The sequence below is a fragment of the Streptomyces sp. NBC_00154 genome (assembly GCF_026342835.1).
Classification (GTDB): domain Bacteria; phylum Actinomycetota; class Actinomycetes; order Streptomycetales; family Streptomycetaceae; genus Streptomyces.
The window spans coordinates 6823090-6849460 of the sequence record NZ_JAPEMI010000001.1 but is presented as its reverse complement, the minus strand read 5'-3'; the positions used below and the strand labels follow the sequence as shown (position 1 = coordinate 6849460).

The following is a 26371-nucleotide window of genomic DNA, read 5'->3' as shown; positions in this document are numbered from 1 at the left end:
GATGGCTCCGACGATCGAAATCGACAGCTATGTGAAGGGGGTGCTCGACGGGAAGCGGGCGCACATCGCGCGCGCCATCACTCTCGTCGAGTCCACCCGCCCCGATCACCGGGCGCTGGCCCAGCAGTTGCTGCGCGAGCTGCTGCCGCACTCCGGCAACGCACGCCGCATCGGCATCAGCGGGGTGCCGGGGGTCGGGAAGTCCACGTTCATCGATGCACTGGGCACGATGCTCACCGGGCTCGGGCACCGGGTCGCGGTGCTGGCCGTCGATCCGTCATCCAGCCGGACCGGCGGTTCCATCCTGGGCGACAAGACCAGGATGGAACGGCTGGCGGTCGATCCTGCGGCGTTCGTCCGCCCCTCCCCCACCGCCGGGACGCTGGGCGGGGTGGCCAAGGCGACCCGGGAGTCCATCGTGGTGATGGAGGCGGCGGGTTACGACGTGGTGCTGGTGGAGACGGTCGGGGTGGGCCAGTCGGAGACGGCCGTGGCTCAGATGGTCGACACGTTTCTGCTGCTCACACTGGCCCGTACCGGCGATCAGCTGCAGGGCATCAAGAAGGGTGTCCTGGAGCTGGCGGACGCGATCACGGTGAACAAGGCCGACGGTCCGCACGAGCGTGACGCGCGCGCGGCGGCCCGCGAACTGGCGGGTGCCCTGCGGCTGATGCACCCGGCCGACGCGGCCTGGACTCCTCCGGTGCTGACGTGCAGCGCCCGCGAGTCGACCGGCCTGGACACGCTGTGGGAGCGGCTGGAGCAGCACCGTGCGCTGCTCGATTCGACGGGGCGGCTGGCCGCGAAGCGGCGTGACCAGCAGGTCGACTGGACCTGGACGATGGTGCGCGACGAGCTGCTGGACAGCCTGCGCAGCCATCCGCAGGTGCGTGCGCTCACTCCTTCACTGGAACAGCGTGTACGTGACGGCGAGTTGACGGCAACGCTCGCAGCCGAAGAGATCCTCGCCGCCTTCCGGGACGGCTGAGCGGATCGGGTAGGGCGAAAGGGCGGTGGCTGCGCGGCAGCCACCGCCCTTCCCGTATTCCCGGCACCTACCGCGTCCGCCAGGTGGTACAGTGCAAACGGCACGTGTGTAACGCCCCGATTCGGGCGCCGGTGCCGGTTCTCCTTCCTGTCGCTGCTCCGTTCGTTCTTACCTGACCGCGACGCAGCTTCCCGCACCACCTTCCTCCAGTCCGGTACGGACTTTCCTGCCCGTCGTCCGGGGCGTGATCCCACCGCCCTTGCGCATCCGCCGGGCCCCTTCATTCGCCATGTCCGCGAAAGGACCACCCCGCATGACCACCACCCTCAAGCACCCTCTTGACCAGCAACAACTCCCCACGGACGTGGCCGGAGTCCTCGACCTGACGCACCAGGGGCACGGCGCGCTGCGCACCGACGGCGGCCACCCCTCCCCCGCCGACGTCCAGGTGCCGGCGGCCCTCGTCCGCCGGTACGGCCTGCGCAGAGGCGACCTCATCGAAGGTCTCTGCGACCGGCCGCGCGCCCTGTCAGCGGTCGAGCGGATCAACGGCCGTCCCCCGCAGGCGCTGAGCGGCCGGCCGCACTTCGCGGATCTCACCCCGCTCCACCCCGGGCAACGACTGCGCCTGGAGACGCCCGGCGGCAGCCCGGCAACCCGGATCGTCGATCTCGTCGCCCCCATCGGCAAGGGACAGCGCGGGCTGATCGTCGCCCCGCCCAGGACCGGCAAGACAGTGCTGCTGCAGCAGATCGCCGCCGCCGTCGCAGCCAACCATCCCGAGTGCCATCTCATGGTGGTGCTGCTCGACGAGCGCCCCGAGGAGGTCACGGACATGCGCCGTTCCGTACGCGGCGACGTCCTCGCCTCGACGTTCGACCGGCCCGCGAAGGAGCACATCGCACTCGCCGAACTCGCGGTGGAACGCGCCAAGCGGCTCGTCGAGCAGGGCCAGGACGTGGTGATCCTGCTCGACTCGCTCACCCGGCTGTGCCGGGCCCACAACAACGCGGCGACCGCCGGAGGCCGCACCCTCAGCGGTGGCGTGGACGCCGCCGCCCTGCTCGGCCCCAAGCGACTCTTCGGCGCCGCACGCCGCACCGAGGAGGGCGGCTCGCTGACGATCCTCGCCACCGCGCTGGCGGACACCGGGTCCCGCGCCGACGACTACTTCTTCGAAGAGCTCAAGAGCACCGGGAACATGGAACTCCGGCTGGACCGCGCCCTGGCGGACAAACGGATCCACCCGGCCGTGAACATTCCGCAGTCCGGCACCCGCCGCGAGGAACTGCTGCTCCCCGCCGCCGAACTGACCGCCGTACGAGGACTGCGGCGCGCGCTGCACACGAGGGACCCGCAGGCGATGCTGGAAGTGCTGCTGGACAGGATCCGGCAGACCCCCGACAACGCGGCCTTCCTCCGCCGGATCCACGGCACCGTGCCCGACGCCTGAGTCCTCCCGGTCGGCACGGTGGCACACGCATAGCATGACGTGTTCACTTACCAGCACAGGGAGAGCAGGCACATGGAATTCCGCCGACTCGGCCGCAGCGGTCTGACGATCAGTGAGATCGCCTACGGGAATTGGATCACCCACGGCTCCCAGGTGGAGGAGGACGCGGCCGTCGCCTGCATCCGGGCCGCCCTGGACTCCGGAATCACCACCTTCGACACCGCGGACGTCTACGCCGAGACCCGCGCCGAGGCCGTCCTCGGCCGGGCGTTGAAGGACCAGCGCCGCGAGAGCATCGAGGTGTTCACCAAGGTCTACTTCCCGACCGGCCCCGGGTACAACGACCGCGGTCTGGGCCGTAAGCACATCCTCGAATCGATCGACAACTCGCTGCGCCGGCTGCAGACCGACTATGTGGACCTGTACCAGGCACACCGCTACGACCACAGCACGCCGCTGGAAGAGACCATGGAGGCGTTCGCCGACGTGGTCCGCTCCGGCAAGGCCCTCTACATCGGCGTCTCGGAGTGGACGGCGGACCAGCTGCGCGCCGGACACGGCCTGGCCCGCGAGCTGAACATTCCGCTCGTCTCCAACCAGCCGCAGTACTCGGCTCTGTGGCGGGTCATCGAGAGTGAGGTCGTGCCCGCGTCCGAGGAGCTCGGCATCGGTCAGATCGTCTGGTCGCCGATCGCCCAGGGCGTGCTGACCGGCAAGTACAAGCCGGGGGCGCAGCCGCCGGCCGGTTCGCGGGCGACGGACGACAAGGGCGGGGCATCGTTCGTCGCCGGATGGCTCCGCGACGACGTCCTGGAGCGGGTCCAGCAGCTGGGGCCGCTGGCGGACCAGGCCGGTCTGAGCCTTGCTCAGCTGGCCGTCGCCTGGGTACTGCAGAACCCCAACGTCTCCGCCGCGATCATCGGTGCCTCCCGGCCCGCGCAGGTCACGGAGAACGTGAAGGCAGCAGGCGTGAAGTTCGACGCGGATCTGCTGAAGGCCATCGACGACGTACTGGACCCGGTGGTGGAGCGCGACCCGGCGCTGACCGCGGGCCACGAGGGCAACGACTGAGCCGGCCGGTCACGGCTCCGGGAGGCCGGTGCCCGCTCTCCGGCGGTCACCGGCCTCCCGCACGGGGCGACGCGGCGGCGTGTCGGCGTGTCGGCGTGTCGGCGTGTCGGCGTGTCGGCGACCGGACCGTGTCACAAAGGCCTGGTCCCATGGGTCACTTGTACGACACGGATCGACGGAGGAAAGTGACCGATGGACGAACAGGAACTTCTGGCGGCCCGCTTCGAGGAGCACCGGCCCCGGCTGCGGGCAGTGGCCTACCGGATGCTCGGTTCGGCCGCCGAGTCCGATGACGCCGTCCATGAGACCTGGCTGCGGCTCACACGTACCGATGTCGGCGACGTGGCGAACCTCGGCGGATGGCTGACGACGGTCGTCGCCCGGGTCTCCCTCAATATGCTGCGCAGCCGCGAGACCCGCCGTGAGGATCCCTGGGCGACACGTCTGCCGGGGCCTGCCGTGGGCCACGACGACGGTATCGGGCCCGAGGAGCAGGCGGAGCTCACCGACTCGGTCGGCCTGGCGCTGCTCGTGGTGCTGGACACGCTCGCGCCCGCGGAACGTCTGGCGTTCGTGCTGCACGACATGTTCGCCGTGTCGTTCGACGAGATCGCCCACATCGTGGAGCTCACTCCGGCCGCGACCCGGCAGCTCGCCGGCCGTGCGCGCCGACGTGTACAGGGCACGGTCCCGGATCCCGACACCGACATGGTCCGTCGGCGCGAAGTCGTCGACGCGTTCCTGGCCGGGTCGCGCGGTGGCGACTTCGAGGCGCTGCTGGCCCTGCTCGACCCGGACGTCGTACTCCGCGTCGACCCCGCGGCGGCCCTGTCGGGCGAGGCCGGGGCGGTGGGGCCCGCTGCGGTCGTCGGCACGTTCGCGGGGCGTGCCTCGGCGGCACAGCCTGCCCTGATCGACGGGCTTCCCGGCGCCGTCCAGGCACCGGACGGAGGGCCGAGGGTCGTCATCGGCTTCACCATCGAAGCCGGGCGGATCGTGTCGATCGACCTCGTCGCGGACGCCGACCGCCTCGGCCGGATGGATCTGCAGATCCGCGACGCGTGACAGACCGGCGGCCCGCTGCTCCCCCTTCGAGAAGCCGGCAGGCCCCGCCGCTCCCCTTGGCCAAGGAACGGTGGGACCTGCGAGCACGGCCCATGACCTCGGGTCGGCTGAATGCGACCGGCGAGGGAGACCCGTCCCGGATCAGCCTCGGGCGGTCAACGAGGCGGTGTGCTGGCGGACCTGTTCGGGAGTGAGGTAGGAGTCCGTGTACTCGAAGTCGCGCAGCGTGGCCGGCTTGCGGGCCTGAAATCCGGTACGTACGAAATCGTCACCGGCGATGGCGTTGAGCATCCAGTTCGTCATGACCCGTGCCTTGGCCACATTGGTCCGCATCGCCGACCAGTGGTAGCCGCGGGCCACGGCCTGCGCGGCGATACCGTGCATCTCGACGCCGAGCGGCTTGGAGACCGCGTCCTTGCCGCCGAGGTCCACAACGAGCCCGAGATCCCTGTGTTCGTACGGCTTCAGGGGCTGGTGACGGAGTGTGGCGATCAGATTGTCGGCGAGCCTGCGGCCCTGCCGCATGGCGTGCTGCGCGGTGGGCGGGCAGACCGCGCCGTCGCCCTTGACCAGGTCGGGTACGGCGGCGGCGTCGCCGAGCGCGAAGACACCGTCGAAGCCCGGCAGGGTCATCTCCGGGGTCACCGCCAGACGCCCGCGTACGGTCTCCGCGCCGAAGGTGGCGACCAGCGGACTCGCGGTGACACCGGCCGTCCAGATCAGCGTGCGGCACGGCAGTACCCGGCCGTCGGTGAGCGTGACCTTGTCCGGCCCCGCCTCGGCGACCGACACTCCGAGCGACACGTCGATCCCGCGTTCGCGCAGCACCTCCAGGGCGCTGAGCCCGAGCTTGTCCCCCAGCTCGGGCATCAGCTTCGGGGCGATGTCGATCAGATGCCACTTGATGAGCTTCGGGTCCAGCCGGGGGTAGTACCGGACGGCACTTGTGGTGAGCCGCTGCAGACAAGCCGCGGTCTCGGTACCCGCGTATCCGCCGCCGACCACCACGAACTGCAGCCGGGAGGCCCGCTCGTCCTCGTCGTGGCTGGCGTCCGCCAGGTCCAGCTGTGCGATCACGTGGTCACGCACGTAGGCGGCCTCGGCCAGTGTCTTCATCCCGCGGGCGTTGTCGAGCAGGCCGGGGATGTCGAAGGTGCGTGTGACACTGCCGGGGGCAAGGACGATGTAGTCGTACGGTTCGTCGACGATCTCGTCGGTGATCTTGCGGATGACGCAGATCTTCGCCGTCGTGTCCACGCCGATCGCCCCGCCGGGGATGATCCGGGTGCGGTGGCGACGGCTGCGGCGCAGCGACACCGCGACCGACTGCGGTGTGAGCACGCCCGACGCCACCTGCGGCAGGAGTGGCAGGTAGAGCTGGTACGAGAACGGGGCGACGAGCGCGATGTCCGCCTCACCGGGTTTGAGTGCGCGTTCAAGACGGCGTACGCACTCGACCCCGCCGAATCCGGCGCCGACGACGAGAATCCTGGGTCGTGCCACGGTGTTCGTCCCTTCTCGGGTCTGCGCGGGCGCCCGCTCTCCTGCCCGGTCACGCGCGCCCATCACCCACCATCCTCACGAACCGGGTCCGAGTTCGCCTGCTGAGGGCGGCAGAACGGACGAGCGCCCGGCGTCAGCGGGTCAGCAGGGTGAGCGCCGTGCAGGTACCGCTGACCGCGCCGGCGGTGACGACTGCGGCCGCGACACAGCGCGCCCTGAGCCTGCGGTAGCGGTCGTTGTACTCGCCGCGCAGTTCGGTGGAGCGGGCGGCGATACGGGCCAGCATCGCCCGGGACGCGGCGACACGGTCCGCGGTGTAGACGCGGGCCACGTCCTCACGCTGGGTGGTGGTGAGCCAGGGCAGCTCGTCGGTGAAGCGGACGGCCAGTCTGCGCGCCTCTTCGACCTCGGCGCTCCACAGCAGATAGCCCTCCATCTGCGCCAGTCCGTGGGCGCTCTCCTTGTCGGGGTCCACTCGTTGCTCCCTCCTCCTTGTCACCGGGCTGCCGCGCTCACGCCTGCCGGTCCCCGGGAGTCGCGGGCGTGGCGCCGGGATGGTGGGCTCCCTCGTCGAGGGGCCGTACCGAGGGGTGATGCAGGTCGAACGCCGGGGATTCGGAACGGATCCGCGGCAGCGTGACGAAGTTGTGCCGCGGCGGCGGGCAGGAGGTCGCCCACTCCAGCGAACGGCCGTACCCCCACGGGTCGTCGACCTCGACCTTCTTGCCGTACTTGGCGGTCTTCCACACGTTGTAGAAGAACGGCAGCATCGACATGCCGAGCAGGAACGAGGAGATCGTCGAGACCGTGTTCAGCGCGGTGAAACCGTCGGCGGCGAGATAGTCCGCGTAACGACGCGGCATGCCTTCGGCACCGAGCCAGTGCTGCACCAGGAACGTGCCGTGGAAGCCCACGAACAGCGTCCAGAACGTCATCTTGCCGAGCCGCTCGTCCAGCATCTTGCCGGTGAACTTCGGCCACCAGAAGTGGAATCCGGCGAACATCGCGAAGACCACGGTGCCGAAGACGACGTAATGGAAATGCGCGACGACGAAGTACGAGTCCGAGACATGGAAGTCCAGCGGGGGCGAGGCCAGGATGACGCCGGTCAGACCGCCGAAGAGGAACGTCACCAGAAAACCGATGGCCCAGAGCATCGGTGTCTCGAAGGACAGTGATCCCTTCCACATCGTGCCGATCCAGTTGAAGAACTTCACACCGGTCGGTACCGCGATGAGGAACGTCATGAACGAGAAGAACGGCAGCAGCACACCACCGGTGACGTACATGTGGTGCGCCCACACGGTCACGGAGAGGCCCGCGATGGCGATGGTGGCGCTGATCAGGCCGATGTAGCCGAAGAGCGGCTTACGGCTGAAGACAGGAATGATCTCGCTGACGATCCCGAAGAAGGGCAACGCGATGATGTACACCTCCGGATGGCCGAAGAACCAGAAGAGGTGCTGCCAGAGCAGCGCGCCGCCATTGGCCGCCTCGAAGACGCGCGCCCCGAACTTGCGGTCCGCCTCCAGCACCAGAAGTGCCGCCGCCAGCACCGGGAAGGCCAGCAGGACCAGCACACCGGTCAGTAGCACGGTCCACACGAACATCGGCATCCGGAACATCGTCATACCGGGTGCGCGCAGGCAGATGATCGTGGTGATGAAGTTGACCGAACCGAGGATCGTGCCGAAGCCGGAGAAGGCCAGACCCATGATCCACATATCGCTGCCGATCCCCGGCGATCGAACCGCGTCGGTCAGTGGGGAGTAGGCGAACCAGCCGAAGTCCGCGGCGCCGTTCGGGGTGAGGAAGCCGGCCACCGCGATGATCGAGCCGAAGAGGTACAGCCAGTACGCGAACATGTTCAGCCGCGGGAACGCCACGTCGGGCGCACCGATCTGCAACGGCATGATCCAGTTCGCGAACCCGGCGAACAGCGGCGTCGCGAACATCAGCAGCATGATCGTGCCGTGCATCGTGAACGCCTGGTTGAACTGCTCGTTCGAGACGATCTGCGTGCCGGGACGGGCCAGCTCGGCGCGCATGACGAGTGCCAGCACGCCGCCGACGACAAAGAAGGAGAACGACGTGACCAGGTACATCGTGCCGATCGTCTTGTGATCGGTGGTGCTCATCCACCTGACGATGACGTTTCCCGGCTCCCTGCTGCGTACCGGCAGCTCGTTCGCGTACGACTCCTCTGTCTCGTCCGCCCCTGCTGTGCCCATCGTCGTCACTACGACGCTCCTTCGATCGGTCCTTCGCGGGTGGGCTCGGCACCCGGCAGGGCGCCGCTTCCACCGGGGGCGGCCGGCGGCCCCCCGGAGCCTCGCGCCAGTTTCCAGCTGCAGCAAACCAGCCATGGGGGCGACATGTGCGGCCCGGCGCCCGCCGGGGCGGGACATTCACCCGTCAGGGCGTGCTGACCCACATGCAGCTGCGCGCGCCTCATTGCGGCACTCAACACACAATGAGAAAAGCTGAGTTGAACGTCGCTGCTGCGATGACTTCGTCGGCGGAGCTCACAGAGACCCCCAACCTCTCAGATGCTTCGCCGAAACACCCCTGCGCGGACGCGCGACTGTGCCACCGCCGACGGACGGGCGGTGGCACAATCACATGAACCGCCGCGAGCGGGCCGCGTCGTCGACCGTGGTGAGCATCGCGTTCACAATGATCTTGACCTTGGCCGTGTCGAGTCCCGGCCGGACCTCGTCGAGCAGGCGGAGCCGTCCGATCGGTCGACTACACCGCGACAGCGATCAGGCGGCGGGCGGCCGCGTCGGTGCGGGCGACGTCATGGGTCACCAGGCGGTCCTGGCACAATCCGCGCAGGCCGGAGACGAGCAGCGTGGCTCCTGCCCACGCCTGCTGTGGCGGGTGCCCCAGCCGGACGTAGGCGGCGGCGATCGGGGCGATCATGATCTCGACGGTGTCGGCAGCGAGGTTGCCGTACTGCTCCGGATCGGTGGCGCCCAGGCTGAGCAGTTGCAGCAGCATGCGGAACGCCCCGGACTGCTCCCCGACATTGATCGCTTCCCACAAGCCATGGGCGGCTTTGCGTAGGCCGTCGCTGTCGTGGACGTCGTCGAACATCGCGTGGGTGTCGGGACGGCTGGCGGCCAGTGCCTGAGCCAACAGGCTCTCGCGGCTGCCGAAGTAGTACAGAAGCATGCGTTTGGTGGTGCCGACGGCCTCGGCGAGCTGGCTCAGCGACGTCAGCGCGAGACCGTGGTGCTGGAGGTGGTGCACAACCTGCTTCAGCAGTTCGGCACGCTTTTCGGCATTGACGGGGCGAGGCACGTTTTTGACTGTACCGGCCGGTACGCGTAAGGTCCATAAATTATAGGTGTGCCGATCGGTACGTTAACGCAATGACGGCATGGCGATGGCCAGGTGCGCGGAACGGAGAGGGGTGCCATGGGGCTGATAGCACCGCGAGTGACGGTCGCAGGAGGCGGGCTCGGAGAACTTGGTCCCGCGGTCTCCCTCCAAAGACCCGGGATCAGCGCCGACATCTCCGCGCAAGTCGTGGAGGCGAAGCAGTCCGGCGTCGTGATGGCGCTGCCCGCCGGCGAAACGCGGCCAGCGGAGGAGCCCAGCTCGGGTACCGACGAACCGGTCCACCGACACCGGCGCGGCGGCGGTGGCCGCGCCACACATCCAGTCGGCAGCCTGTCCCACGAGCACTCCGACATGGCTCACCGTGGCGCCCAAGGAGTGGTGCTGTGAAACACCGGATCGAGCGTCCTCGGGGCATACCCCTGGCCAGGACTCTGGCCGAGACCCTGATGTTCCCGACGGTGCTCTTCCTCGCCCTTCTGTTCTGCTTCCCCACGGCCTTTCACGAGCCTCAGCCGAACCACGCGAAGGTCGTGGTCGCCAACCGCGTGCTGGAAACCAAAGTCGACGCCGCTCTGCAACAGAAACACCCCGGCTGGTTCGATGTCAGCGCCGTGGCAGACGCCGGAGAGGCCCGCCAGGCGGTGCTGAACCGCGACGCGGTGGCAGGCTACGTCGCCGAGGGCAGGCATGCTGTGCTCTACGTGGCCGAGGCCAACGGGCTGCCTCTCAGGCAGGTGCTGACCAAGGGCTTCACCCGGCTTGCGGCGCACAACCACCAGAGGCTCACGGTCACGGACGTGGCCCCCACCGTGAGCAAGGACCTGAATGGCGCAACCGTGGTCTACTTCGGAGTCGCCTGGAGCGTCCCCGGCTACATACTCGCGACGACCCTGCTGCGGGCGGTGACCTTCAACCGTCGCAAGAAACTGATGATGATCGTGGGCGCCTCCGCCCTCTTCAGCGCCGTGGGCTTCTTCGTCGGAGTACGGCTGGACTACTTCCCCAACGACTCCTCGGTCCTGGCGATCGCCTTCTTGCTCACCACGGCGGTGGCCACGTTCGCCCACGGCGTGGCGCCTTTCACCAAGCAGTTCTTCCCCATGGTGGGCATGGGTCTGTACATCGTGCTGAGCGTTCCCTCCAGCGGCGTGGCCCCTGTCCCGCTGCTGCCGACGTTCTTCCAGGACCTGCACGTCGTCATGCCGCTGGGCAACGCGGTGGACGCCCTGAAGGGGGTCCTGTACTTCGACAATGCGGGGGTGCTCAAGCCGGTCCTCGTGCTGTGCGCGTGGATCACAGTGGGTTTGGCCCTGATGGGCCTCGACGCGTGGCGGCACCACCGCCTCGCCGCACGACGGAGCGCGGAGGACGAGCAGGAGGACATTCCGGAGCCGCCGGTGGAGGACCCGTCCGTGGAGGCGCCCACGCCTACCGCGCTTCCGGTCCACCGTCACCACTTCGGCGAACCATTGCCGATGCTGGAGGGCACCGTCCGCAACGACGAGCAGCAGCCCGTCCGCCATGCCGCGGTGACTGTCATGGACACCAGCGGCCGGCAGTTGGTGCGGACCACGACGAACGCGCAGGGCGAGTACGCCGTGACCGGTCTGCCCGAGGGATATATCAGCGTTGTGGTCTCGTACCCCGGCCGAAATCCGGTGGTCCACCAGAAGCTGCTGCAGTCCGGTGTGGCCGTCCGGGCCGACTTCAGCATGCACGACCGGCGCAACGGGGCGTCACCTCACGTGCTGTCCAACGGGACCGGTCCGACAACGATTCGTGGGGAGGCAGCTCGCGGCCGCCGGTGATGTCCGGGTCGTCCGGCTGCCCGGGGACCGGTTCACTGCCAATCGGCGCGCCCGACCGGGTCGCAGAGTTCGAGGACGAGCTCCCCGGAGTCCGGGGCGGCGCCGGTGACGGGGCGCACCCGCGCGCCCACGTACACCAGATGCGGTGCGGCACCCACGACCTGGCATCGGAACACGAAGCCTTCGGGCAACCGGACCAAGGACTCGTTGCGGGCAGCCTCGGTGTAGCGGTGCACCACGCTGGACCGCACGACGACACCCAGGCCGTCGCTGCGCACGGAGTCCAGATCGCTCGACGCGCACACCGGACACAACAGCCGCCGGAACGACGCCGTGCCGCACCAGCGGCAGAGCTGGTGGATCAGTCCGGCTTCACCCGGCGCCGTCGGCGCGGCTTTACCTGCTGAAACTGAATGGGACACGTCTCGACCCCTTGGACTCGGCTCGGGTGCGTCGGCGCCGTGCCTCGACGCAGACGCACCATATGGCACCGAGTGCCGAGAGGTAAAGGTACTGAGTACCTATGTCGAGATCAGTCCTCGGCGAGGGCCGACTCGACCTTCTGCACCACGCGCCACATGGGCGTGCCCTTGGCGGCGACCACCACGACGACGTCGTCGCCCGCGGCCGGCGTGGCGACGCCTTCGGCTGCGGCACCCCAGACCTGCTGCACGACCCCGAGAGCGTGGTCCACTGCAGCCTCCGCGTCCCCCTTGCCGCCCGAACGCAGCCACGACCGCAGACCGTTGTTGTGCGCGGCGACCACTGCCGCGGCGATCACCTCGGCGTGCAGCGGGCCGTCCGGGGTGCCGGCGTAGCGGCCGCGGAGATACTCGGCCAGCGTCCGTTCGTAGCGGCGGACCACGGACAACTCGTAGGTCCGCAGGCCGGGAACCTCCCGCGTGAGGTGGTAGCGCTGGACGGAGAACTCCGGATTCGCGGCGTACATCCGCAGTACGAGTCGGGCCGCGTCGCACACCGTGGCCACCGGGTCGCCGTCGTCGGCCGCCTCCAGAAGCGCGGTCATATCGGCGAGACAGCGCTCGTGGTCGGGGAAGACCACGTCCTCCTTGGAAGGGAAGTAGCGGAAGAACGAACGCCGCCCGACCCCGGCCCGCGCAACGATGTCATCCACCGTCGTCCGCTCGAAGCCCCGTTCCAGAAAGAGCTGGAACGCCGCCTCCGCGAGCACCTCCCGCATGGGTGGCTTCTTCACTGGTCTGCGTGCCTCGGTCATGCCGGGAACCTAACACCAACTGCGCCCGTTCGACACTACGTACCTTTACAGAGGGTACTGAGTGCCATATGGTCGACTGAGGAACCACACCCAGGTAGGAGAGCCGGCGTGAGCTTGAGGATCGTTGTCTGTGTGAAGTACGTGCCCGACGCCACTGGTGACCGGCATTTCGCCGATGATCTGACGCTGGACCGTGAGGATGTCGACGGTCTGTTGTCGGAGTTGGATGAGTATGCGGTGGAGCAGGCGCTGCAGATCGCGGACGAGGCGGATGATGCGGAGATCACCGTGTTGACGGTGGGTCCGGAGGATGCCAAGGACGCGTTGCGCAAGGCGTTGTCGATGGGTGCGGACAAGGCGGTTCATGTCGAGGACGACGATCTGCACGGTACGGATGTGATCGGTACGTCGCTGGTGCTGGCGAAGGCGATCGAGAAGACGGGTTACGACCTGGTCGTGTGTGGGATGGCGTCGACGGACGGGACGATGGGTGTGCTGCCGGCGGTGCTGGCGGAGCGTCTGGGTGTTCCGCAGGTGACGTTGTTGTCGGAGGTGAAGGTCGAGGGTGGCACGGTGACCGGGCGTCGTGACGGTGACAGTGCGTCGGAGCAGTTGCAGGCGTCGTTGCCGGCGGTGGTGTCGGTGACGGACCAGTCGGGTGAGGCGCGTTACCCGTCGTTCAAGGGGATCATGGCGGCGAAGAAGAAGCCGGTCGAGTCCCTGGATCTGGAGGGTCTGGAGATCGACGCGGACGAGGTCGGTCTGGCGGGTGCGTGGACCGCGGTGGACTCCGCGGCGCAGCGTCCGGCTCGTACGGCGGGCACGATCGTCAAGGACGAGGGCGAGGGCGGCAAGCAGCTGGCCGAGTTCCTCGCGGGCCAGAAGTTCATCTAAGGGCCGGCTGTTTCGTCCGTCCCTCGTTCCTTCGTTACTTGCAGGAGATTGAAGTCCCATGGCTGAAGTTCTCGTCTATGTCGACCACGTGGACGGTGCCGTCCGCAAGCCCACTCTGGAGCTGTTGACGCTGGCGCGTCGGGTCGGTGAGCCGGTCGCTGTCGCGCTGGGCGCGGGTGCGGCCGAGACCGTGTCGGTGCTGGCTGAGCACGGTGCGGTGAAGGTCCTCACCGCGGACGCCCCCGAGTTCGCCGATTATCTGGTCGTGCCGAAGGTGGATGCGCTGCAGGCCGCGGTCGAGGCGGTGTCCCCGGTCGCGGTGCTGGTTCCGTCTTCCGCCGAGGGCAAGGAGATCGCTGCCCGTCTCGCGGTCCGGATCGGTTCCGGGATCATTACCGACGCGGTGGATCTGGAGGCCGGTGAGCAGGGTCCGGTGGCCACGCAGTCCGCGTTCGCGGCGTCGTTCACCACGAAGTCCCGTGTGTCCAGGGGTATCCCGGTCATCACGGTGAAGCCGAACTCGGCGCCGGTCGAGGTGGCCCCGGCCGCGGGTGCGGTCGAGACCCTGCCGGTCGGTTTCTCGGCGCAGGCCACCGGCACGAAGGTGCTGTCGCGTACTCCGCGTGAGTCGACGGGGCGTCCGGAGCTGACCGAGGCCGCGATCGTGGTCTCCGGTGGCCGTGGTGTCAATGGTGCGGAGAACTTCGCGATCATCGAGGCGCTCGCCGACTCGCTCGGCGCGGCGGTGGGTGCCTCGCGTGCCGCGGTCGACGCCGGCTGGTACCCGCACTCCAACCAGGTCGGCCAGACCGGCAAGTCGGTGTCCCCGCAGCTGTACATCGCGTCCGGTATCTCCGGCGCGATCCAGCACCGGGCGGGCATGCAGACCTCGAAGACGATCGTCGCGATCAACAAGGACTCCGAGGCCCCGATCTTCGACCTCGTCGACTACGGCGTCGTCGGCGACCTCTTCCAGGTCGTCCCCCAGCTCACCGACGAGGTCAACACCCGCAAGGGCTGACCTGTCGAACTGGCCGCGGGCGCACTTCACGGCTCCCGCGGCCAGGCGCTTCCGTACGGCCGTCGGCCGCAGTCAGACGCCGGCCGCTTCCTGGATCAGGTCGGTGACCGGGCCGGGCCGGGAGGCCAAAGAAGCATGGCTTGCGTCCAGTTCAATGATCCTGCGCGGGTTCATGCGCTGTGCCATGCGGCGTTCGTTGTCCGGGTGGATCATGCGGTCCGCCGTGGAGACCTGGTACCAGGAAGGCTTTGCGCGCCAGGCCGGGGTGGTGATGGTGTCGCCGAATGTCGATGCAAGCGGTGCCTTCTGGGTCACCGCCATGACCAGCGCCTCGTCGGCGGGCAGGTCCTGGGCGAAGCTCTCGTGGAACTTGTCCTGCTTGATCCAGAGGTAGCCGTCGGAATCCGGGGCCAGGTTCTCCATCCCGGCCGGAGGCGTCTCCTCGCTGATCCGACCGGGGCTCTCCCCCGCGTCCGGGGCGAATGCGGCGATGTAGACCAGCCCAGCCACGTTGGGCAGGTCCCCGGCCTCCGTGATGACCGCTCCGCCGTAGGAGTGGCCCACCAGCACCACCGGTCCGTCGATCTGCTGGACCATCTTCCGCGTGCGTGCGGCGTCGTCGACCAGCGAGGTCAGCGGGTTCTCCACCGCGTGCAGGGAGTTGAAGCCTCGCCTGTGCAGCTCGGTGATGACCTTGCCCCAGTGGGCGGCGCCACCCCAGAAGCCGTGGACCAGGACGATGGCGGGCTTGTCGGCCATGGGGTTTCGCACCCTTCCTCTGTCTCCGGCTCTCTGCTGCCATCGGTCACGCTAGGCGGGCCACCTGACGTCCGCCACCGCACACGGCGCAGGGCCAGTCGGAGTGCGGTGAGGTGCACGACTGTGTCGCCCTCGCAGTCCGCGGCGCCGCGCCCGTAGCAGCCCTTGCCGCGACCGCAACCCGGGTGGCCCGTTCGGGCGACACAAGGTGACATCGCTCGGGGCGACTGTCCGCACAGGCGGACAGCTACGTCTCCGAGGCGGTGTGTGGCCAAAGAGCCCCGACCGCTCATCGAGGCCGGGGCTCACGCATCACACCTCATCGTCAGGCGCGCACGGGGCGCCTTGGCGCACGCGGCCGGTACTCGACGACGGCCGGCGCCGGCGAGACGTAGCGCTCGACGAGTTCGTCCTCGGTGACGGGCCCGTCGGGCCCGTACCACTGCGCGATGGCATTGCACATGGCGATCACCGCACGGCGCGCGTTATCGGGGTACTCGGTCTGGTGGAGACCGTGCGGACCCCCGAAGGCTCCGGGCTGCTGACCGGAGATACCTCCGTCGAGATCACGATCGGCGACGGAACGGAACTCGGCGCCGCCCTCGCGCTGCCGCCCGGTTTCCACGAACTCCCGTGCACTGAAAAGGAGTTCGCCACCAAGTTCGCCGACTGCGCGGCAGGCGTAACCCGGACGGCTCGTCTCGTCGGCCTCGACTGGAAGGGTGCCGCACATCTCATGCGCGACACTTTCCCCGTACACCGTCCGAAGGAGCACGCATGAGCCCTCTCCCCCTCGAAGGAATCACTGTCGTCAGCCTGGAGCAGGCCGTCGCCGCGCCCTTCGCCACCCGCCAGCTCGCCGACCTGGGGGCCAGAGTCATCAAGGTCGAACGCCCGGGTCCCGGCGACTTCGCCCGGGGCTACGACGAGTCCGTGCACGGCCAGTCCAGCTACTTCGTGTGGCTGAACCGGTCGAAGGAGTCGCTGACACTCGACATCAAGACGCCCGCGGGCCGCGAGGTCCTGGAGCGGCTGCTCGCCGAGGCCGACGTCTTCGTGCAGAACCTCGCCCCGGGCGCGGCGCGCCGACTCGGCCTGGGAGCCGATGAGCTGAGCGAGCGCTACCCCTCCATCGTCGTCTGTGACATCTCCGGGTACGGCAACACCGGCCCCTGGGCGGACCGCAAGGCGTACGACCTGCTGGTGCAGTGCGAGACAGGTGTGGTGTCGCTGACCGGCTCGCCCGAAGAGCCCGCCAAGGTGGGCATCTCGATCGCCGACATCGCAGCGGGCATGTACGCGTACTCGGGCATCCTCACCGCACTCTACGAACGGCGGACGACGGGCCGGGCCCGCTCCGTGGAGGTGTCGCTCTTCGAGGCGCTCTCGGAGTGGGTGGGCTCCCCCGCGTACTACACGGCGTACTCGGGCACGCAGCCCGCACGCGTCGGCGCCCAGCACGCGACGATCGCCCCGTACGGACCGTACAGCGCGGCGGACGGCAGGACCGTGCTGCTCGCCATCCAGAACGAACGCGAATGGGCGTCCTTCTGCGAGGTCTTCCTCGGCGACGCCTCCCTCGCCGGCGACCCACGGTTCCACCGGAACTCGGCGCGGGTGGCCCGCCGCGACGAACTCAACGCGATCGTCGCCGCGCGCTTCGCCGAGCTGGACGCAGCCGCCGCGGTGAAGCTCCTCGACGACGCGAAGGTCGCCAACGCGCGGCTCAATTCGGTCGAGGAGTACTGGAATCACCCGGTCCTGTCCGGCCGTGACCGCTGGCGGGACGTGTCGACTCCGGGTGGCGCGATCAAGGCCCTGCTGCCGCCCGCCACCCCCAGCGGGCTGAACCCCCGCATGGACCCTGTTCCCGCCGTGGGCGAGCACACGGACAGCGTGCTGCGCGGGCTCGGCTACGACGAGACCGCCATCACCGCCCTGCGCGCCGAAGGCGCGGTCTGACGTCACTGGGAAGGCTGCGCGCCATGGTGGATGCCGGCCTCGGCCGCCGAGCAGTTGGACTGCGCGATGGCTCTCGACGAGGCATGCGGGGTGCCGAGGCCAACGCTGCTGAAGTTCCTGATGGTCCCGCAGGCCTCCTACTGGTACCAGTTGTTCGCCCTCTCCGGCGGAAAGCGTGTCCGGCACCGCCGACCGGGCGAGGCCCCGTGCCCTGCTCGCCTCCGTCACCGCCCCGGTCGTCGCCAGAGGCCGCCCGACCGGCGCCTACGAACGCTGACCACGGCAGCCCAGGTGCGGGGCGCGATCGCATGCCCGGGACCCGCGGTGGAACGTCGAGTCTTCGCCATGGCGGAAACACGACAGCCGGTCACCGTTGCCCTTCCGTTGCCGTTCGCATTTGATCGACCGTCGTGTACAGACACTCGATATCCGCAGCGTCCGCGCTGCTCCTCGTCTCGCTCGTCCTGCCCGGTGACCTGGCGCACGCGGACTCCGGCGAACCGTCCGGGCCGTCGGTGACGCGCATCGTCACGCTCGACAACGCCCCGGCCGCGCAGGAGGCAGCTCCCCAGGACCGGGCAGCGGCCCGCCGTACCGTCTCCGATGCGCAGCAGCAACTGATCGGCGCCGCGCACGAGTCGGGCATCACGGTGTCCGTACAACGCCGGTACCGCAATGTCGTCAACGGTCTCCTCGTCAAAGTGCCTGCGGGACAGGCCGACCGGCTGGCCGCACTCCCGGGCGTGGCCCAGGTCACCGAGCCCGTGACGTACGAGATGCCCGAAAAACGGCTCTCCTGTCGCTTCCGTGGGTAGGTTCATGCAGCTTGACGCCCTGGTAGGTGGGGTCGGTGGCCGCCGAGGCTGAGCATGGTCAGTGCGATGAGCGCTGCGGGGTCCTTGAAGCCGAAGGCCATGCGGGTGATCAGGCGGATCTTGGTGTTCATGCTCTCCACGATCCCGTTGCTCATGGAGTGCTCGGCTGCCGCCGTGATGGCGTCCCAGTGCTTGACGATGGCCCGTTGCAGCTTGACGAAGGGCTCCAGTCGGGAGCGGCGGGCCCAAGACACCCAGTCGAGGAGGGCCTCGGGGGTGTCGGGGCCGGATTTCAACGCCAGGCGAAGGCCCTCCTTGAGCAGGTATGCGCGGTGCAGGACGGGGTGGGCTTTCGCGATGAACTCCAGTTGCGCGCGCTGGTGTTCGGTGAGGTCCTCAGGGCGTTTCCACAGGGCCCAGCGGGCCTTCTTCAGTGACTTCGAGCCCGGGGTGGCGCGGCCCTTGCCGCCGCGCTCGGCGTTCCAGACCTCGCGGCGCACGGTGTCCAGGGCGTCGGTGGCCCACTGCACGACGTGGAACGGGTCCATCACCCGCACCGCCTGCGGGCAGCGCTCGGCGACTACCTTCGCGATCCAGTCGGCGGCATCCGCGGACACGTGGGTGATCTTCGCGGAGCGTTCAGGTCCGAGCAGGTCGAAGAAGGACCGCAGTGTCTCCTTGTCCCGGCCGGCCGCCGCCCACACGAGCCGGCCGCTGTCGTGGTCGACCACCACGGTCAGGTACTTGTGGTGCCGCTTGTAGGAGATCTCGTCGATGCCGATCCGGGTAAGGCCCGCGAGCAGGTCCACGCGCTGTTCGACGTCCGACCACACGCGGGCGCAGATGCCGCCGACCGTGCGCCAGCCGATCCTCAGCAGTTGGACCACCGTGGTCTTCGAGCAGTGCGTGGCCAGCCAGGCCACCGTGTCGTCGAAGGCCAGGGTGTGCCCGGCACCGTGGCGGGCCCAGGGCACGTGGGCGACGACCACACCGTGCTCGGGACAGGACACCCGCGGCGCGTCGGCCTCGATGAACGCCCGGACCACCCCCAGGTCCAGGGCACGCCAGCGCCGGCGGCCCTCGCCGTTGTCGAACCGGGCGCACCGGCGACCGCAGACCCCGCACCGCTGCCGCCGCCTCTTCGCCGGGCGGGCATGGGCCACGATCACCACATCCCAGGGGCCCGCCTCCGCGCCGTTGCCCTCCTCGGCCTCGACCGACGCGACCACCGTGTGTTCGACTCCGAGCAGCCGAGTCCATATGCTTGCAGATCGCACGCCGTATCCAGGTTCTTCCGTTTCGTACTGTCGCAAGTCGAAACGTAGCCGGGCTACGGCGTGTTCTGCGTATCAGCCCTGGTCAGCGACCCACGGAAGCGACAGGAGAGCCCGAAAAACCCACCCCGGTGTCCGAGGACGTCCTGAAAAAGGCCGTGGACCGGGCGGGCCGTGACGCACGGTCCGCCGACGGGGCCCCCTCCGGCCGGGAGATCGTCACCGTCACGGATCTCACCGGCGTCCCGCAGGCCCATCGCCAAGGCTTCACGGGCAAGAGTGTCACCGTCGGCATCATCGACAGCGGCATCGCGTACGACCATCCGGCGCTCGGCGGCGGGGGCTTCCCCAACGCGAAGGTGGTCGGCGGCTACGACTTCGCGGACGAGGACGCCGACCCGTACGACGACAGGTTCGGCCCGGCAGCCGGGCACGGCACCCACGTCGCAGGCATCGTCGCCGGGGACGACGCGCACATCGAGGGCGTCGCCCCGGAAGCCACGCTGCGCTCCTACCGGGTGTTCGGTACGAAGAACACGCCGACCGACGCCATCATCCTGGCCGCGCTCGACCGGGCCGCCGCCGACGGCGTGGACGTCGTCAACATGAGCCTCGGCGCGACCGGCAACCGCAGCAGCAGCGTGCTCTCGCTTGCCGTCGACCACCTGGTGGACTCCGGCGTACCCACGGTCGTGGCCAACGGGAACAGCTACGCCGGTCCCTTCAACGCCGCGGCACCCGCGGTCGCGGACGGGGCCATCGCGGTCGGCAGCACCTACAGCAGCCGCTACCCGTTCCTCGCGTTCACACTCGACGACGGCTCCACCGCTCCCGTTCCGTACCTGGACTCCGGTCGGGCCCCGGCCGCTCCCTCGACCGGCGGGCACCCGGTGACCGTCATTCCGTCCAGCTGCGACTTGCTGCCCGCCGGCAGCCTCGAAGGCAAGATCGCACTGTTCGCCCCGTACACCGGTACCGACGTGTTCAACTGCCGGGTGATGGACCTGGCCCGCACCGCTGAGGCTGCGGGTGCGGTCGCCGCGGTCCACTACAACCCGTCGGGCACCGATCCGGACGCGATGCCGTTCTCCCCCTGCTGCGGCACCATCGGCATCCCCGTGGTGGGGATCCGCGCGCGGGACGCCGAGCGCATCAAGGCCGCGCCGGTCGGCACGGAGCTCACCTGGGGTGCGTACGCAGGTGCGCCGATGACCGCCGACGCCGCCGGGCTGATGGATGCCGGCTCCTCCTGGGGCCCGGGCAATGAGCTGGAGTTCAAGCCGGACGTCGCCGCTCCCGGCGGGTACATCCTGTCCGCGCTTCCCCCGGCCCAGGACTGGTACGGCGTCATGTCCGGTACCTCGATGGCGTCCCCGCATGTCGCTGGAGTGGTCGCCCTGCTGCTCCAGGCCCGGCCGGACCTCACCCCGGCCCAGGTGCAGACCGCGCTGCAGAACACGGCCACTCCGCTCGCCATGACCGGTGACCACCTGCGCGGCCGTCAGCCGGTCGCCCAGCAGGGCGCGGGCCGGATCGACGCGGTCGCCGCACTGGCGTCGGTCTCCGGCGACACCGTGAGGGCCACGCCGTCCGAGCTGGCCCTGGGCGACCTCGAGGGCCGGCAGCGGACCCGCCGGATCACGGTCCACAATCCGGCTTCCCGTCCGGTGACCTACCGGGTCGGGCAGAGCGCCGCCGTCTCCGCGGCCCCGCCGTACACCAGTGAGTGGCAGCCCACCGATGCCACCGGCGACGCCGAGGTCGACGGCCGGGACAGGATCACCGTGGCCGCACACGGCAGCCGTACCGTCACCGTGCACATCAGGCAGCCCCAAGGCGTCACCGAAGGGACCCTGTTCGGTGGCTGGGTGGAGCTCACCCGGTCCGGCTCGGCGGCCCCGGAGATCCGGGTGCCGTATCTGGGCATGGCAGGAGACTTCGACGCGGTGTCGGCGATCAACCCCACCTTCACCTCGATCAACAAGACGCTGGACAACCCGGCGCTGCGTCCCGGCTACTACACCTTCGGCAAGAACGTACCCACCACCGTCGACCTGACCGACACGTCCACGGCCAACGACAAGGCCTGGGTCATGCTGTCCCACGGCTTCCCGCTCCTGGAGCGGATGCGGCTCCAGGTCCTCGACACGCGTGACAAGGTGATCGACACCCCGTACGACGCGTCGTGGGTGACCCGCAATTCCGGCGCCGGCACGGGGGTGGCGTTCTACAGCTGGGACGCCATGCGTGCCGACGGCACGCCGGCGCCCGCCGGTACGTACCGGCTGCGCCTCGTCTTCGACAAGGCGCTCGGCGACCCGCAGAAGTCACCGGGCACCCAGATCTGGACCTCCCCGGAGGTCACCCTGGTCCGCTGACCGCACCAGCGACCCACGTCGCAACGGCTCGTCGAACGGCCGGTGGACCTGTCCGCCCGGGCGGGCCCACCGGCCGCCGCCGTTTCCACGTGCGCCGGTGGCACCGCCCGGGCCCCCGCAGTCAGGTGTGCCCTGCCGAACTGCAAGAATCCGGCGGTACGCACGGACCGGAGGGTGGCTTTGGCACTGGAAGATCTCGGGCTCGGCGCCTGCGAGGAAGCCGTATACAGGGTGCTGATCGGACGGCCCTCGGCCTCGCTCGCCGAAGTCGCCGCGGCGGCCGCCGTCCCGGACGCGGAAGTTGCGGAGGCATTGCACTCGCTCGCGGCTCGCGCCCTGGTCGACAGGCAGCCCGGTAGCGGCCATTATGTGGCCGCGCCGCCGTCGGTCGCGCTCGGCACGGAACTGACCGAGCGCCGCATCCGCCTCCACCGTGCCGAACTCGCGCTCGCCGAGCTGGTCGAGACCTACCGGACCGGGTCCATGGGACGCGCACAGCGTGATCTGGTCGAGGTCGTCGAGGGCCGGGATGCCGTACGCCGGCGCTACCTCCAGCTCCAGCTCTCCTCACGGCACGCCATCGACACGTTCGTCACCGGCGACGTCCAGGTGGTCGGCCCGGAGAGCACCGAGGAACCGACCGTGCTGTCGCGCGGCCTGCTGGTGCGTGCCGTCATCGACCAGTCGTTCCTGGGTGAACCGCGCGCGGCCGACAACGTGGACGAATCGCTCGACCGGGGCATGCGGATCCGGACGGTCGACGGCGTGCCGCTCAAGCTCATCGTCTGCGACGGCGAGGTGGCGATGCTGCCGATGCACGGCTCCGGCAGCGAGGTCGACCCCAGTCTCGTGCTGCGTGGCGGCCTCGCCAACGTCGCCCAGGCACTCTTCGACGCCGTCTGGGAACGAGCCCGCCCCTACGGCGAACCGCACCACGGGATCGACGTCCTCGACACCCGCATACTGCGTCTTCTGCTCGCCGGTCTCACCGATCACGCGGTGGCCGCGCAGGTGGACATGTCGGCACGCACCGTGCAGCGGCGCATCCAGGGGCTGATGGTCCAGGCCGGGGCGACCACCCGCATCCAACTCGGCTGGTACGCCCGGCATCACGGCTGGGCGTAGGGCGAGTGCGTGCCCCGCGTCCGGCGCTGACGAGTCTCCGCCACGGCAGGTAACCGCCAAGTCGGAACGACGACAAGCGAGTTATCGCCGAAGAAACTCTTCGCAGCGCCCGGAACCAACCGTTCGCCGGGTGCGCGGAAGAGAGACATCCATGACCAGAGCATCCGCGAGGCGGAGGTCCCGGCTGCTGGCAGCCGGGCTGCCGCTCGTACTGCTGCCGGCGGGGCCGGCTGTCGCAGCAGGGGCAGTGGGGACGGCAGGGGCGGGCACCGACCGTGCCGCGTCGCCCGTACACGCACCCACCACCGCACGAACCGTCACCCTGATCACCGGTGACCAGGTGACCGTGACCGACCTCGGCGCAGGCCGGAAGTCGGTCGCCGTGGAGCGTCCCGAGGGCGCGACCGGAGCGGTTCGCAGCGAGATATCCGGCGGCCGGATCACCGTCATACCCGACGAGGCCCGGCCTTACCTCCAGGCGGGCGTCCTCGACGCCGAACTCTTCGACGTCACCGCTCTGATCGAGCAGGGGCTCGGTGACCCGTCCTCCGACGGACTGCCGCTCATCGTGACGTACACGAAGAACGCCCGGAGCGCCACGCCGCACGGAGCCCGCCAGGTCCGTGGTCTGCCGAGTGTGGGCGGTGCGGCTCTGGAGGCGTCGACGTCCGGGGAGTTCTGGCGCACGGTCGCACCGGACGTCACCTCCGGTGCGCGCAGCGCGACTTCGGGCCGAGTGCGGCTGGCCGGCGGCGTCGAGAAGATCGGGCTGGACGCCCGGGTCGACGCCGCGATGGAGACCAGCAACGCCCAGATCGGCACCCCCGCTGCCTGGGAGGCGGGGCTGACCGGCAAGGGCGTCAAGGTCGCCGTCCTCGACACGGGCGTGGACCTGACCCACCCCGATCTCAAGGACCGGGTGACCGAGACCAAGAGCTTCATCGAGGGTCAGGAGGTCGCCGACCGGAACGGGCACGGCACGCATGTCTCCTCCACCGTCGGTGGCGGCGGTGCCGCGTCCGACGGCAAGGAGAAGGGCGTCGCGCCCGACGCCACGCTCGCCGTCGGCAAGGTCCTCAGCGACCAGGGGTCCGGCACCGAGTCGCAGATCATCGCCGGCATGGAGTGGGCGGCCAAGGACATCCACGCCAAGATCGTCTCGATGAGCCTCGGATCGTCGCAGGGCAGCGACGGCACCGACCCGATGGCCCAGGCGGTGAACACCCTCTCGAAGGACACGGGCGCCCTGTTCGTGATCGCGGCGGGCAACGCCGGCTCCCCCGGCACCATCGGCTCTCCGGGCGCCGCCGACTCCGCACTCACGATCGGCGCGGTCGACTCCGCCGACAAGCGAGCGTACTTCTCCAGCCAGGGCCCGCGCCTCGGCGACAATGCGCTCAAGCCCGACCTGTCCGCCCCGGGCGTGAACATCCTCGCGGCCCGCTCGCAACTCGTCTCCGGGAGCGGCCCGTACACGTCTATGAGCGGTACGTCCATGGCGACCCCGCACGTCGCGGGCGTCGCGGCGCTGCTCGCCGAGTCGTCCGCCACGCCTGCCGACCGGTGGACGTATCTGCCGATGCTCAACCTCGGGTTCGACGTCGACACCGACCTGCACGGTGATGTGCGGGCCGGAAAGCGGCTGGATCTCGGGATCTTCTCCGAGTACGTCAAGGGCGCGCCGGACACCGGGAGGATCACCGGCTCCACGCTGGAGGTCTCCTTCGACGACGGTGCGACGTGGACCTCCGTCGAACTCGACGGCGTACGCGGCAAGTCCGCCTCCTGGGCCGGCTCGGTGCGGGTGCCGGACGACGCCCAGTACATCTCCGTGCGGGCCTCGGCCGCCGACGACCGGGGCGGCTCGGTCAAGCAGGAGATCATCCGCGCCGTGGGCGTGCGGAAGTAGCAGGCCGGGTGGGAGCTGCGCCGACGGTGGCACGGCTCCCACCCCCTGCCGCAGGCACCAGGATCATCCGGAAGGCGGGGTGTGGCTCTGGCGTACGTGGATGCGCCGGCCGGTGAGCCGAGTGGGGGCGATGGTCAGCCACAGGTCGCGGCGTCCGTCGGGCCACGGGTCCGTGTACGCCACCTCGTTCAGGCTCTGCACGACGTTCGGGTCGGTCACCGTCGACGCAGTGCCGGTGGCCAGAACACTCCACCCCTGACTCAGCGCGTCGTCGATGTGATCGACCTCGAAGGCGACCACATGACCCGCCGCGGCGGCAGGCGTGGCACCGGCTGCCGTCCGGAAGGCCAGGAGGCTACCGACGACCACGTAGTTGACCGGGACAACCGCCGGCCCCTCCGTCGTGGAGACTGCGATCCGCCCCACCCCGTGCGTGGACAGCAGTTCGCGGCACTCATCAGCGCTCAGCTCGATCAGTTGCGAGTGATAACCCGCATGGCCGGTACCGGGCGGAAGATCCATGTTGCTGCCGGTGAGCTCGGAAACGGTCGTATCCAGAGCATTGGCCAGCCGCAGCATGAAGCTCATGCTGGGCATGGACTGTTGTTCCTCGAGGTACTGAATGTAGGTGGTGGCCGAACCGGATCTCTCGGCCACCTCCTGCCTGCTGAGTCCCAGCTCTTCGCGACGTGCCGCAACGCGCCTGCCCACGTCACCCGGCGCTGTCGCGCGTTCCTCGCGCGAGGGCTCCCGGGGTTCTTCCTCCGACATGCTGCGCACATCCCTCTGCTGGTCGGTGCAATCACTGTCCTACGCCTTCGCGCGTTCCGCCTCAGCATCAATCCTGTGCCGGATCGACGCAGACCGCATGGGCCGACCGGCCCGGTCCACGCCCCGCTCAGCCCATCCCCGGGTCCGGCCACGGGACGGGCACGGTGATCTGCCGGCCCCTCGGCCGGCCGCTGCGGCGCGGGCCCGATCTCCTCCGCAGTCCTATCGTGAGAGGTAGGCGCCAACCGGACCGGAGGGGATGGTGTCGCGGTGAGCGAAGAGCATGCGGCGGGTGCCGAGGGCCTCGCGCTGTTCCCTCTGGACGAGCTTCTCCGCGAGCTGGAGGTCCGTATCAGTGCCGTACGCGGAACGCGGGACAGCCTGCACAGTCTGCTCGAGGCAGGTCTCTCGGTCGGGAGGGAACTGGACCACGCCCAGGTACTGCACGGAATCGTGGAGGCTGCTGGCGGGCCCACGCAGTGACGAGGCAGGTGACCGCGGCCATCGAGGCCGCGGCGCCCTCGCTGGGTTTCCGACCCACACTGAGGGTGGACGGTTCCATTGACGCCGAGGTGCCGCCGGCGTCTCCGGTCCCCTCATCGCGGTCCTGGGGGAGGCGCTGAGCAACGCCGCCCGTCATGCCGCCGCTCGCAACGTCGACGTGCACGTCGAGGCGGCCGCAGGCAAGGTGACACTGACCGTCACCGACGACGGCGTGGGCGTCCCGCCAGGAGCTGCGCGAAGTGGACTGCACAACATGGAAGAGCGAGCCGTCGCACTGGGAGGCGTGTTCCGTCAGGACGCCCCGATCGGTGGAGGAACCAGGATCGTGTGGCGGGTGCCGCTGTCCGGCACGGAAGCGGACGGCTGAGCGACGCGCCCGGTACGGCCTTCGCGCCGCACAGCGGTCAGGGGACCTTCGGCCCTCACCCGGGCCCCTCCGGCCCTCGTCCGCCGCAAGGCCGTGGTGGCAACGTGAAGGATGCCCCG

26 protein-coding genes are annotated in these 26371 nt (G+C 69.4%); 16 read left to right on the top strand and 10 right to left on the bottom strand.

All coding sequences use genetic code 11. The annotated features are described in order from the left end of the window. Position 1 precedes the first annotated feature (1 nt). From meaB to OHA03_RS30665, 4 genes are all read left to right on the top strand, one after another. Entirely contained in the window at positions 2 to 988 is a 987-nt protein-coding gene (gene meaB, locus OHA03_RS30680) for a methylmalonyl Co-A mutase-associated GTPase MeaB (protein WP_267006960.1), read from the top strand. 313 nt (positions 989 to 1301) lie between these two features. Next, on the top strand, positions 1302 to 2441 hold the full coding sequence (gene rho, locus OHA03_RS30675; protein WP_267006959.1) for a transcription termination factor Rho: 1140 nt from the start codon (positions 1302 to 1304) through the stop codon (positions 2439 to 2441). Between the two features lie 72 nt (positions 2442 to 2513). Further along, a complete protein-coding gene (locus tag OHA03_RS30670) occupies positions 2514 to 3512 on the top strand; it encodes an aldo/keto reductase family protein (RefSeq protein WP_267006958.1) in 999 nt (332 codons plus the stop codon). A 192-nt stretch (positions 3513 to 3704) separates the two neighbouring features. Then, positions 3705 to 4577 carry a sigma-70 family RNA polymerase sigma factor gene (locus OHA03_RS30665; protein ID WP_267006957.1) on the top strand — a complete coding sequence of 291 codons (873 nt, stop codon included), beginning with the start codon at positions 3705 to 3707 and terminating at the stop codon, positions 4575 to 4577. 141 nt (positions 4578 to 4718) lie between these two features. Here the strand turns inward: OHA03_RS30665 and OHA03_RS30660 are convergent, their stop codons facing one another. The 4 genes from OHA03_RS30660 to OHA03_RS30645 form a co-directional block, all read right to left on the bottom strand. After that, positions 4719 to 6080 carry an NAD(P)/FAD-dependent oxidoreductase gene (locus OHA03_RS30660; RefSeq protein ID WP_267006956.1) on the bottom strand — a complete coding sequence of 454 codons (1362 nt, stop codon included), beginning with the start codon at positions 6078 to 6080 and terminating at the stop codon, positions 4719 to 4721. 133 nt (positions 6081 to 6213) lie between these two features. Further along, entirely contained in the window at positions 6214 to 6555 is a 342-nt protein-coding gene (locus OHA03_RS30655; RefSeq protein WP_267006955.1) for a hypothetical protein, read from the bottom strand. A gap of 37 nt (positions 6556 to 6592) precedes the next feature. Then, entirely contained in the window at positions 6593 to 8311 is a 1719-nt protein-coding gene (ctaD, locus tag OHA03_RS30650) for a cytochrome c oxidase subunit I (protein WP_267008222.1), read from the bottom strand. A 517-nt stretch (positions 8312 to 8828) separates the two neighbouring features. Further along, positions 8829 to 9386: a TetR/AcrR family transcriptional regulator gene (locus tag OHA03_RS30645; RefSeq protein WP_267006954.1), complete on the bottom strand. Its 558-nt coding sequence runs from the start codon at positions 9384 to 9386 to the stop codon at positions 8829 to 8831. Positions 9387 to 9503: 117 nt separating this feature from the next. Here OHA03_RS30645 and OHA03_RS30640 point away from each other — a divergent pair, with 117 nt between their 5' ends. Both OHA03_RS30640 and OHA03_RS30635 read left to right on the top strand, forming a co-directional pair. Beyond that, on the top strand, positions 9504 to 9815 hold the full coding sequence (locus OHA03_RS30640; RefSeq protein WP_267006953.1) for a hypothetical protein: 312 nt from the start codon (positions 9504 to 9506) through the stop codon (positions 9813 to 9815). Continuing rightward, on the top strand, positions 9812 to 11236 hold the full coding sequence (locus OHA03_RS30635; RefSeq protein ID WP_267006952.1) for a carboxypeptidase regulatory-like domain-containing protein: 1425 nt from the start codon (positions 9812 to 9814) through the stop codon (positions 11234 to 11236). Before OHA03_RS30640 ends, OHA03_RS30635 begins: the two co-directional genes overlap by 4 nt. Positions 11237 to 11268: 32 nt before the next feature. Here the strand turns inward: OHA03_RS30635 and OHA03_RS30630 are convergent, their stop codons facing one another. Both OHA03_RS30630 and OHA03_RS30625 read right to left on the bottom strand, forming a co-directional pair. After that, positions 11269 to 11601 carry a Zn-ribbon domain-containing OB-fold protein gene (locus tag OHA03_RS30630; protein WP_267008221.1) on the bottom strand — a complete coding sequence of 111 codons (333 nt, stop codon included), beginning with the start codon at positions 11599 to 11601 and terminating at the stop codon, positions 11269 to 11271. A gap of 167 nt (positions 11602 to 11768) precedes the next feature. Continuing rightward, positions 11769 to 12473, bottom strand: coding sequence for a TetR family transcriptional regulator (locus tag OHA03_RS30625; RefSeq protein ID WP_267006951.1), 705 nt, complete (start codon positions 12471 to 12473; stop codon positions 11769 to 11771). A gap of 108 nt (positions 12474 to 12581) precedes the next feature. Here OHA03_RS30625 and OHA03_RS30620 point away from each other — a divergent pair, with 108 nt between their 5' ends. Both OHA03_RS30620 and OHA03_RS30615 read left to right on the top strand, forming a co-directional pair. Next, complete coding sequence (locus tag OHA03_RS30620; RefSeq protein ID WP_267006733.1) at positions 12582 to 13367, top strand: electron transfer flavoprotein subunit beta/FixA family protein; 786 nt, start codon at positions 12582 to 12584, stop codon at positions 13365 to 13367. A 58-nt stretch (positions 13368 to 13425) separates the two neighbouring features. Next, a complete protein-coding gene (locus tag OHA03_RS30615) occupies positions 13426 to 14388 on the top strand; it encodes an electron transfer flavoprotein subunit alpha/FixB family protein (RefSeq protein ID WP_267006734.1) in 963 nt (320 codons plus the stop codon). Between the two features lie 72 nt (positions 14389 to 14460). Here OHA03_RS30615 and OHA03_RS30610 read toward each other — a convergent pair whose 3' ends face one another. Both OHA03_RS30610 and OHA03_RS30605 read right to left on the bottom strand, forming a co-directional pair. Beyond that, positions 14461 to 15147 (bottom strand): alpha/beta hydrolase, encoded by a 687-nt coding sequence (locus OHA03_RS30610; RefSeq protein ID WP_267006950.1) that lies wholly within the window; start codon positions 15145 to 15147, stop codon positions 14461 to 14463. A 325-nt stretch (positions 15148 to 15472) separates the two neighbouring features. Further along, the gene (locus OHA03_RS30605; protein ID WP_267008220.1) at positions 15473 to 15772 is read right to left on the bottom strand and encodes a hypothetical protein; all 300 of its coding nucleotides are present in this window, start codon (positions 15770 to 15772) and stop codon (positions 15473 to 15475) included. Between OHA03_RS30605 and OHA03_RS30600 the strand changes: the two genes are divergently transcribed. From OHA03_RS30600 to OHA03_RS30590, 3 genes are all read left to right on the top strand, one after another. Continuing rightward, entirely contained in the window at positions 15662 to 15928 is a 267-nt protein-coding gene (locus OHA03_RS30600; protein WP_267008286.1) for a hypothetical protein, read from the top strand. The genes OHA03_RS30605 and OHA03_RS30600 overlap by 111 nt on opposite strands. Continuing rightward, positions 15925 to 17109: a CaiB/BaiF CoA-transferase family protein gene (locus OHA03_RS30595; protein ID WP_267006949.1), complete on the top strand. Its 1185-nt coding sequence runs from the start codon at positions 15925 to 15927 to the stop codon at positions 17107 to 17109. The genes OHA03_RS30600 and OHA03_RS30595 overlap by 4 nt, the downstream gene beginning before the upstream one ends. A 410-nt stretch (positions 17110 to 17519) precedes the next feature. Beyond that, positions 17520 to 17924 (top strand): protease inhibitor I9 family protein, encoded by a 405-nt coding sequence (locus OHA03_RS30590; protein WP_267006948.1) that lies wholly within the window; start codon positions 17520 to 17522, stop codon positions 17922 to 17924. A gap of 2 nt (positions 17925 to 17926) precedes the next feature. Here OHA03_RS30590 and OHA03_RS30585 read toward each other — a convergent pair whose 3' ends face one another. Further along, positions 17927 to 19201 (bottom strand): ISL3 family transposase, encoded by a 1275-nt coding sequence (locus tag OHA03_RS30585; RefSeq protein ID WP_267005943.1) that lies wholly within the window; start codon positions 19199 to 19201, stop codon positions 17927 to 17929. Between the two features lie 128 nt (positions 19202 to 19329). Between OHA03_RS30585 and OHA03_RS47865 the strand changes: the two genes are divergently transcribed. The 3 genes from OHA03_RS47865 (at position 19330) to OHA03_RS30565 (ending at position 24610) form a co-directional block, all read left to right on the top strand. Beyond that, positions 19330 to 21576: a S8 family serine peptidase gene (locus OHA03_RS47865; protein WP_323181269.1), complete on the top strand. Its 2247-nt coding sequence runs from the start codon at positions 19330 to 19332 to the stop codon at positions 21574 to 21576. 180 nt (positions 21577 to 21756) lie between these two features. Beyond that, a complete protein-coding gene (locus tag OHA03_RS30570) occupies positions 21757 to 22701 on the top strand; it encodes a helix-turn-helix domain-containing protein (RefSeq protein WP_267006947.1) in 945 nt (314 codons plus the stop codon). 151 nt (positions 22702 to 22852) lie between these two features. Continuing rightward, a complete protein-coding gene (locus tag OHA03_RS30565; protein ID WP_267006946.1) occupies positions 22853 to 24610 on the top strand; it encodes a S8 family serine peptidase in 1758 nt (585 codons plus the stop codon). A gap of 63 nt (positions 24611 to 24673) precedes the next feature. Here OHA03_RS30565 and OHA03_RS30560 read toward each other — a convergent pair whose 3' ends face one another. Continuing rightward, on the bottom strand, positions 24674 to 25381 hold the full coding sequence (locus OHA03_RS30560; protein ID WP_267006945.1) for a pyridoxamine 5'-phosphate oxidase family protein: 708 nt from the start codon (positions 25379 to 25381) through the stop codon (positions 24674 to 24676). A gap of 270 nt (positions 25382 to 25651) precedes the next feature. Here OHA03_RS30560 and OHA03_RS30555 point away from each other — a divergent pair, with 270 nt between their 5' ends. Both OHA03_RS30555 and OHA03_RS30550 read left to right on the top strand, forming a co-directional pair. After that, complete coding sequence (locus OHA03_RS30555; protein ID WP_267006944.1) at positions 25652 to 25864, top strand: hypothetical protein; 213 nt, start codon at positions 25652 to 25654, stop codon at positions 25862 to 25864. Positions 25865 to 25979: 115 nt separating this feature from the next. Continuing rightward, on the top strand, positions 25980 to 26252 hold the full coding sequence (locus OHA03_RS30550; protein ID WP_323181339.1) for an ATP-binding protein: 273 nt from the start codon (positions 25980 to 25982) through the stop codon (positions 26250 to 26252). Positions 26253 to 26371: the final 119 nt, after the last annotated feature.

Excerpts from the sequence above, each read along its gene's own strand:
- rho (WP_267006959.1), top strand. The coding sequence starts at position 1,302 with ATGACCACCACCCTCAAGCACCCTCTTGACCAGCAACAACTCCCCACG.
- OHA03_RS30615 (WP_267006734.1), top strand. The coding sequence starts at position 13,426 with ATGGCTGAAGTTCTCGTCTATGTCGACCACGTGGACGGTGCCGTCCGC.
- OHA03_RS30670 (WP_267006958.1), top strand. The coding sequence starts at position 2,514 with ATGGAATTCCGCCGACTCGGCCGCAGCGGTCTGACGATCAGTGAGATC.
- OHA03_RS30560 (WP_267006945.1), bottom strand. The coding sequence starts at position 25,381 with ATGTCGGAGGAAGAACCCCGGGAGCCCTCGCGCGAGGAACGCGCGACA.
- OHA03_RS30595 (WP_267006949.1), top strand. The coding sequence starts at position 15,925 with ATGAGCCCTCTCCCCCTCGAAGGAATCACTGTCGTCAGCCTGGAGCAG.
- meaB (WP_267006960.1), top strand. The coding sequence starts at position 2 with ATGGCTCCGACGATCGAAATCGACAGCTATGTGAAGGGGGTGCTCGAC.
- OHA03_RS30665 (WP_267006957.1), top strand. The coding sequence starts at position 3,705 with ATGGACGAACAGGAACTTCTGGCGGCCCGCTTCGAGGAGCACCGGCCC.
- OHA03_RS30610 (WP_267006950.1), bottom strand. The coding sequence starts at position 15,147 with ATGGCCGACAAGCCCGCCATCGTCCTGGTCCACGGCTTCTGGGGTGGC.
- OHA03_RS30565 (WP_267006946.1), top strand. The coding sequence starts at position 22,853 with ATGACCAGAGCATCCGCGAGGCGGAGGTCCCGGCTGCTGGCAGCCGGG.
- ctaD (WP_267008222.1), bottom strand. The coding sequence starts at position 8,311 with ATGGGCACAGCAGGGGCGGACGAGACAGAGGAGTCGTACGCGAACGAG.
- OHA03_RS30640 (WP_267006953.1), top strand. The coding sequence starts at position 9,504 with ATGGGGCTGATAGCACCGCGAGTGACGGTCGCAGGAGGCGGGCTCGGA.
- OHA03_RS30625 (WP_267006951.1), bottom strand. The coding sequence starts at position 12,473 with ATGACCGAGGCACGCAGACCAGTGAAGAAGCCACCCATGCGGGAGGTG.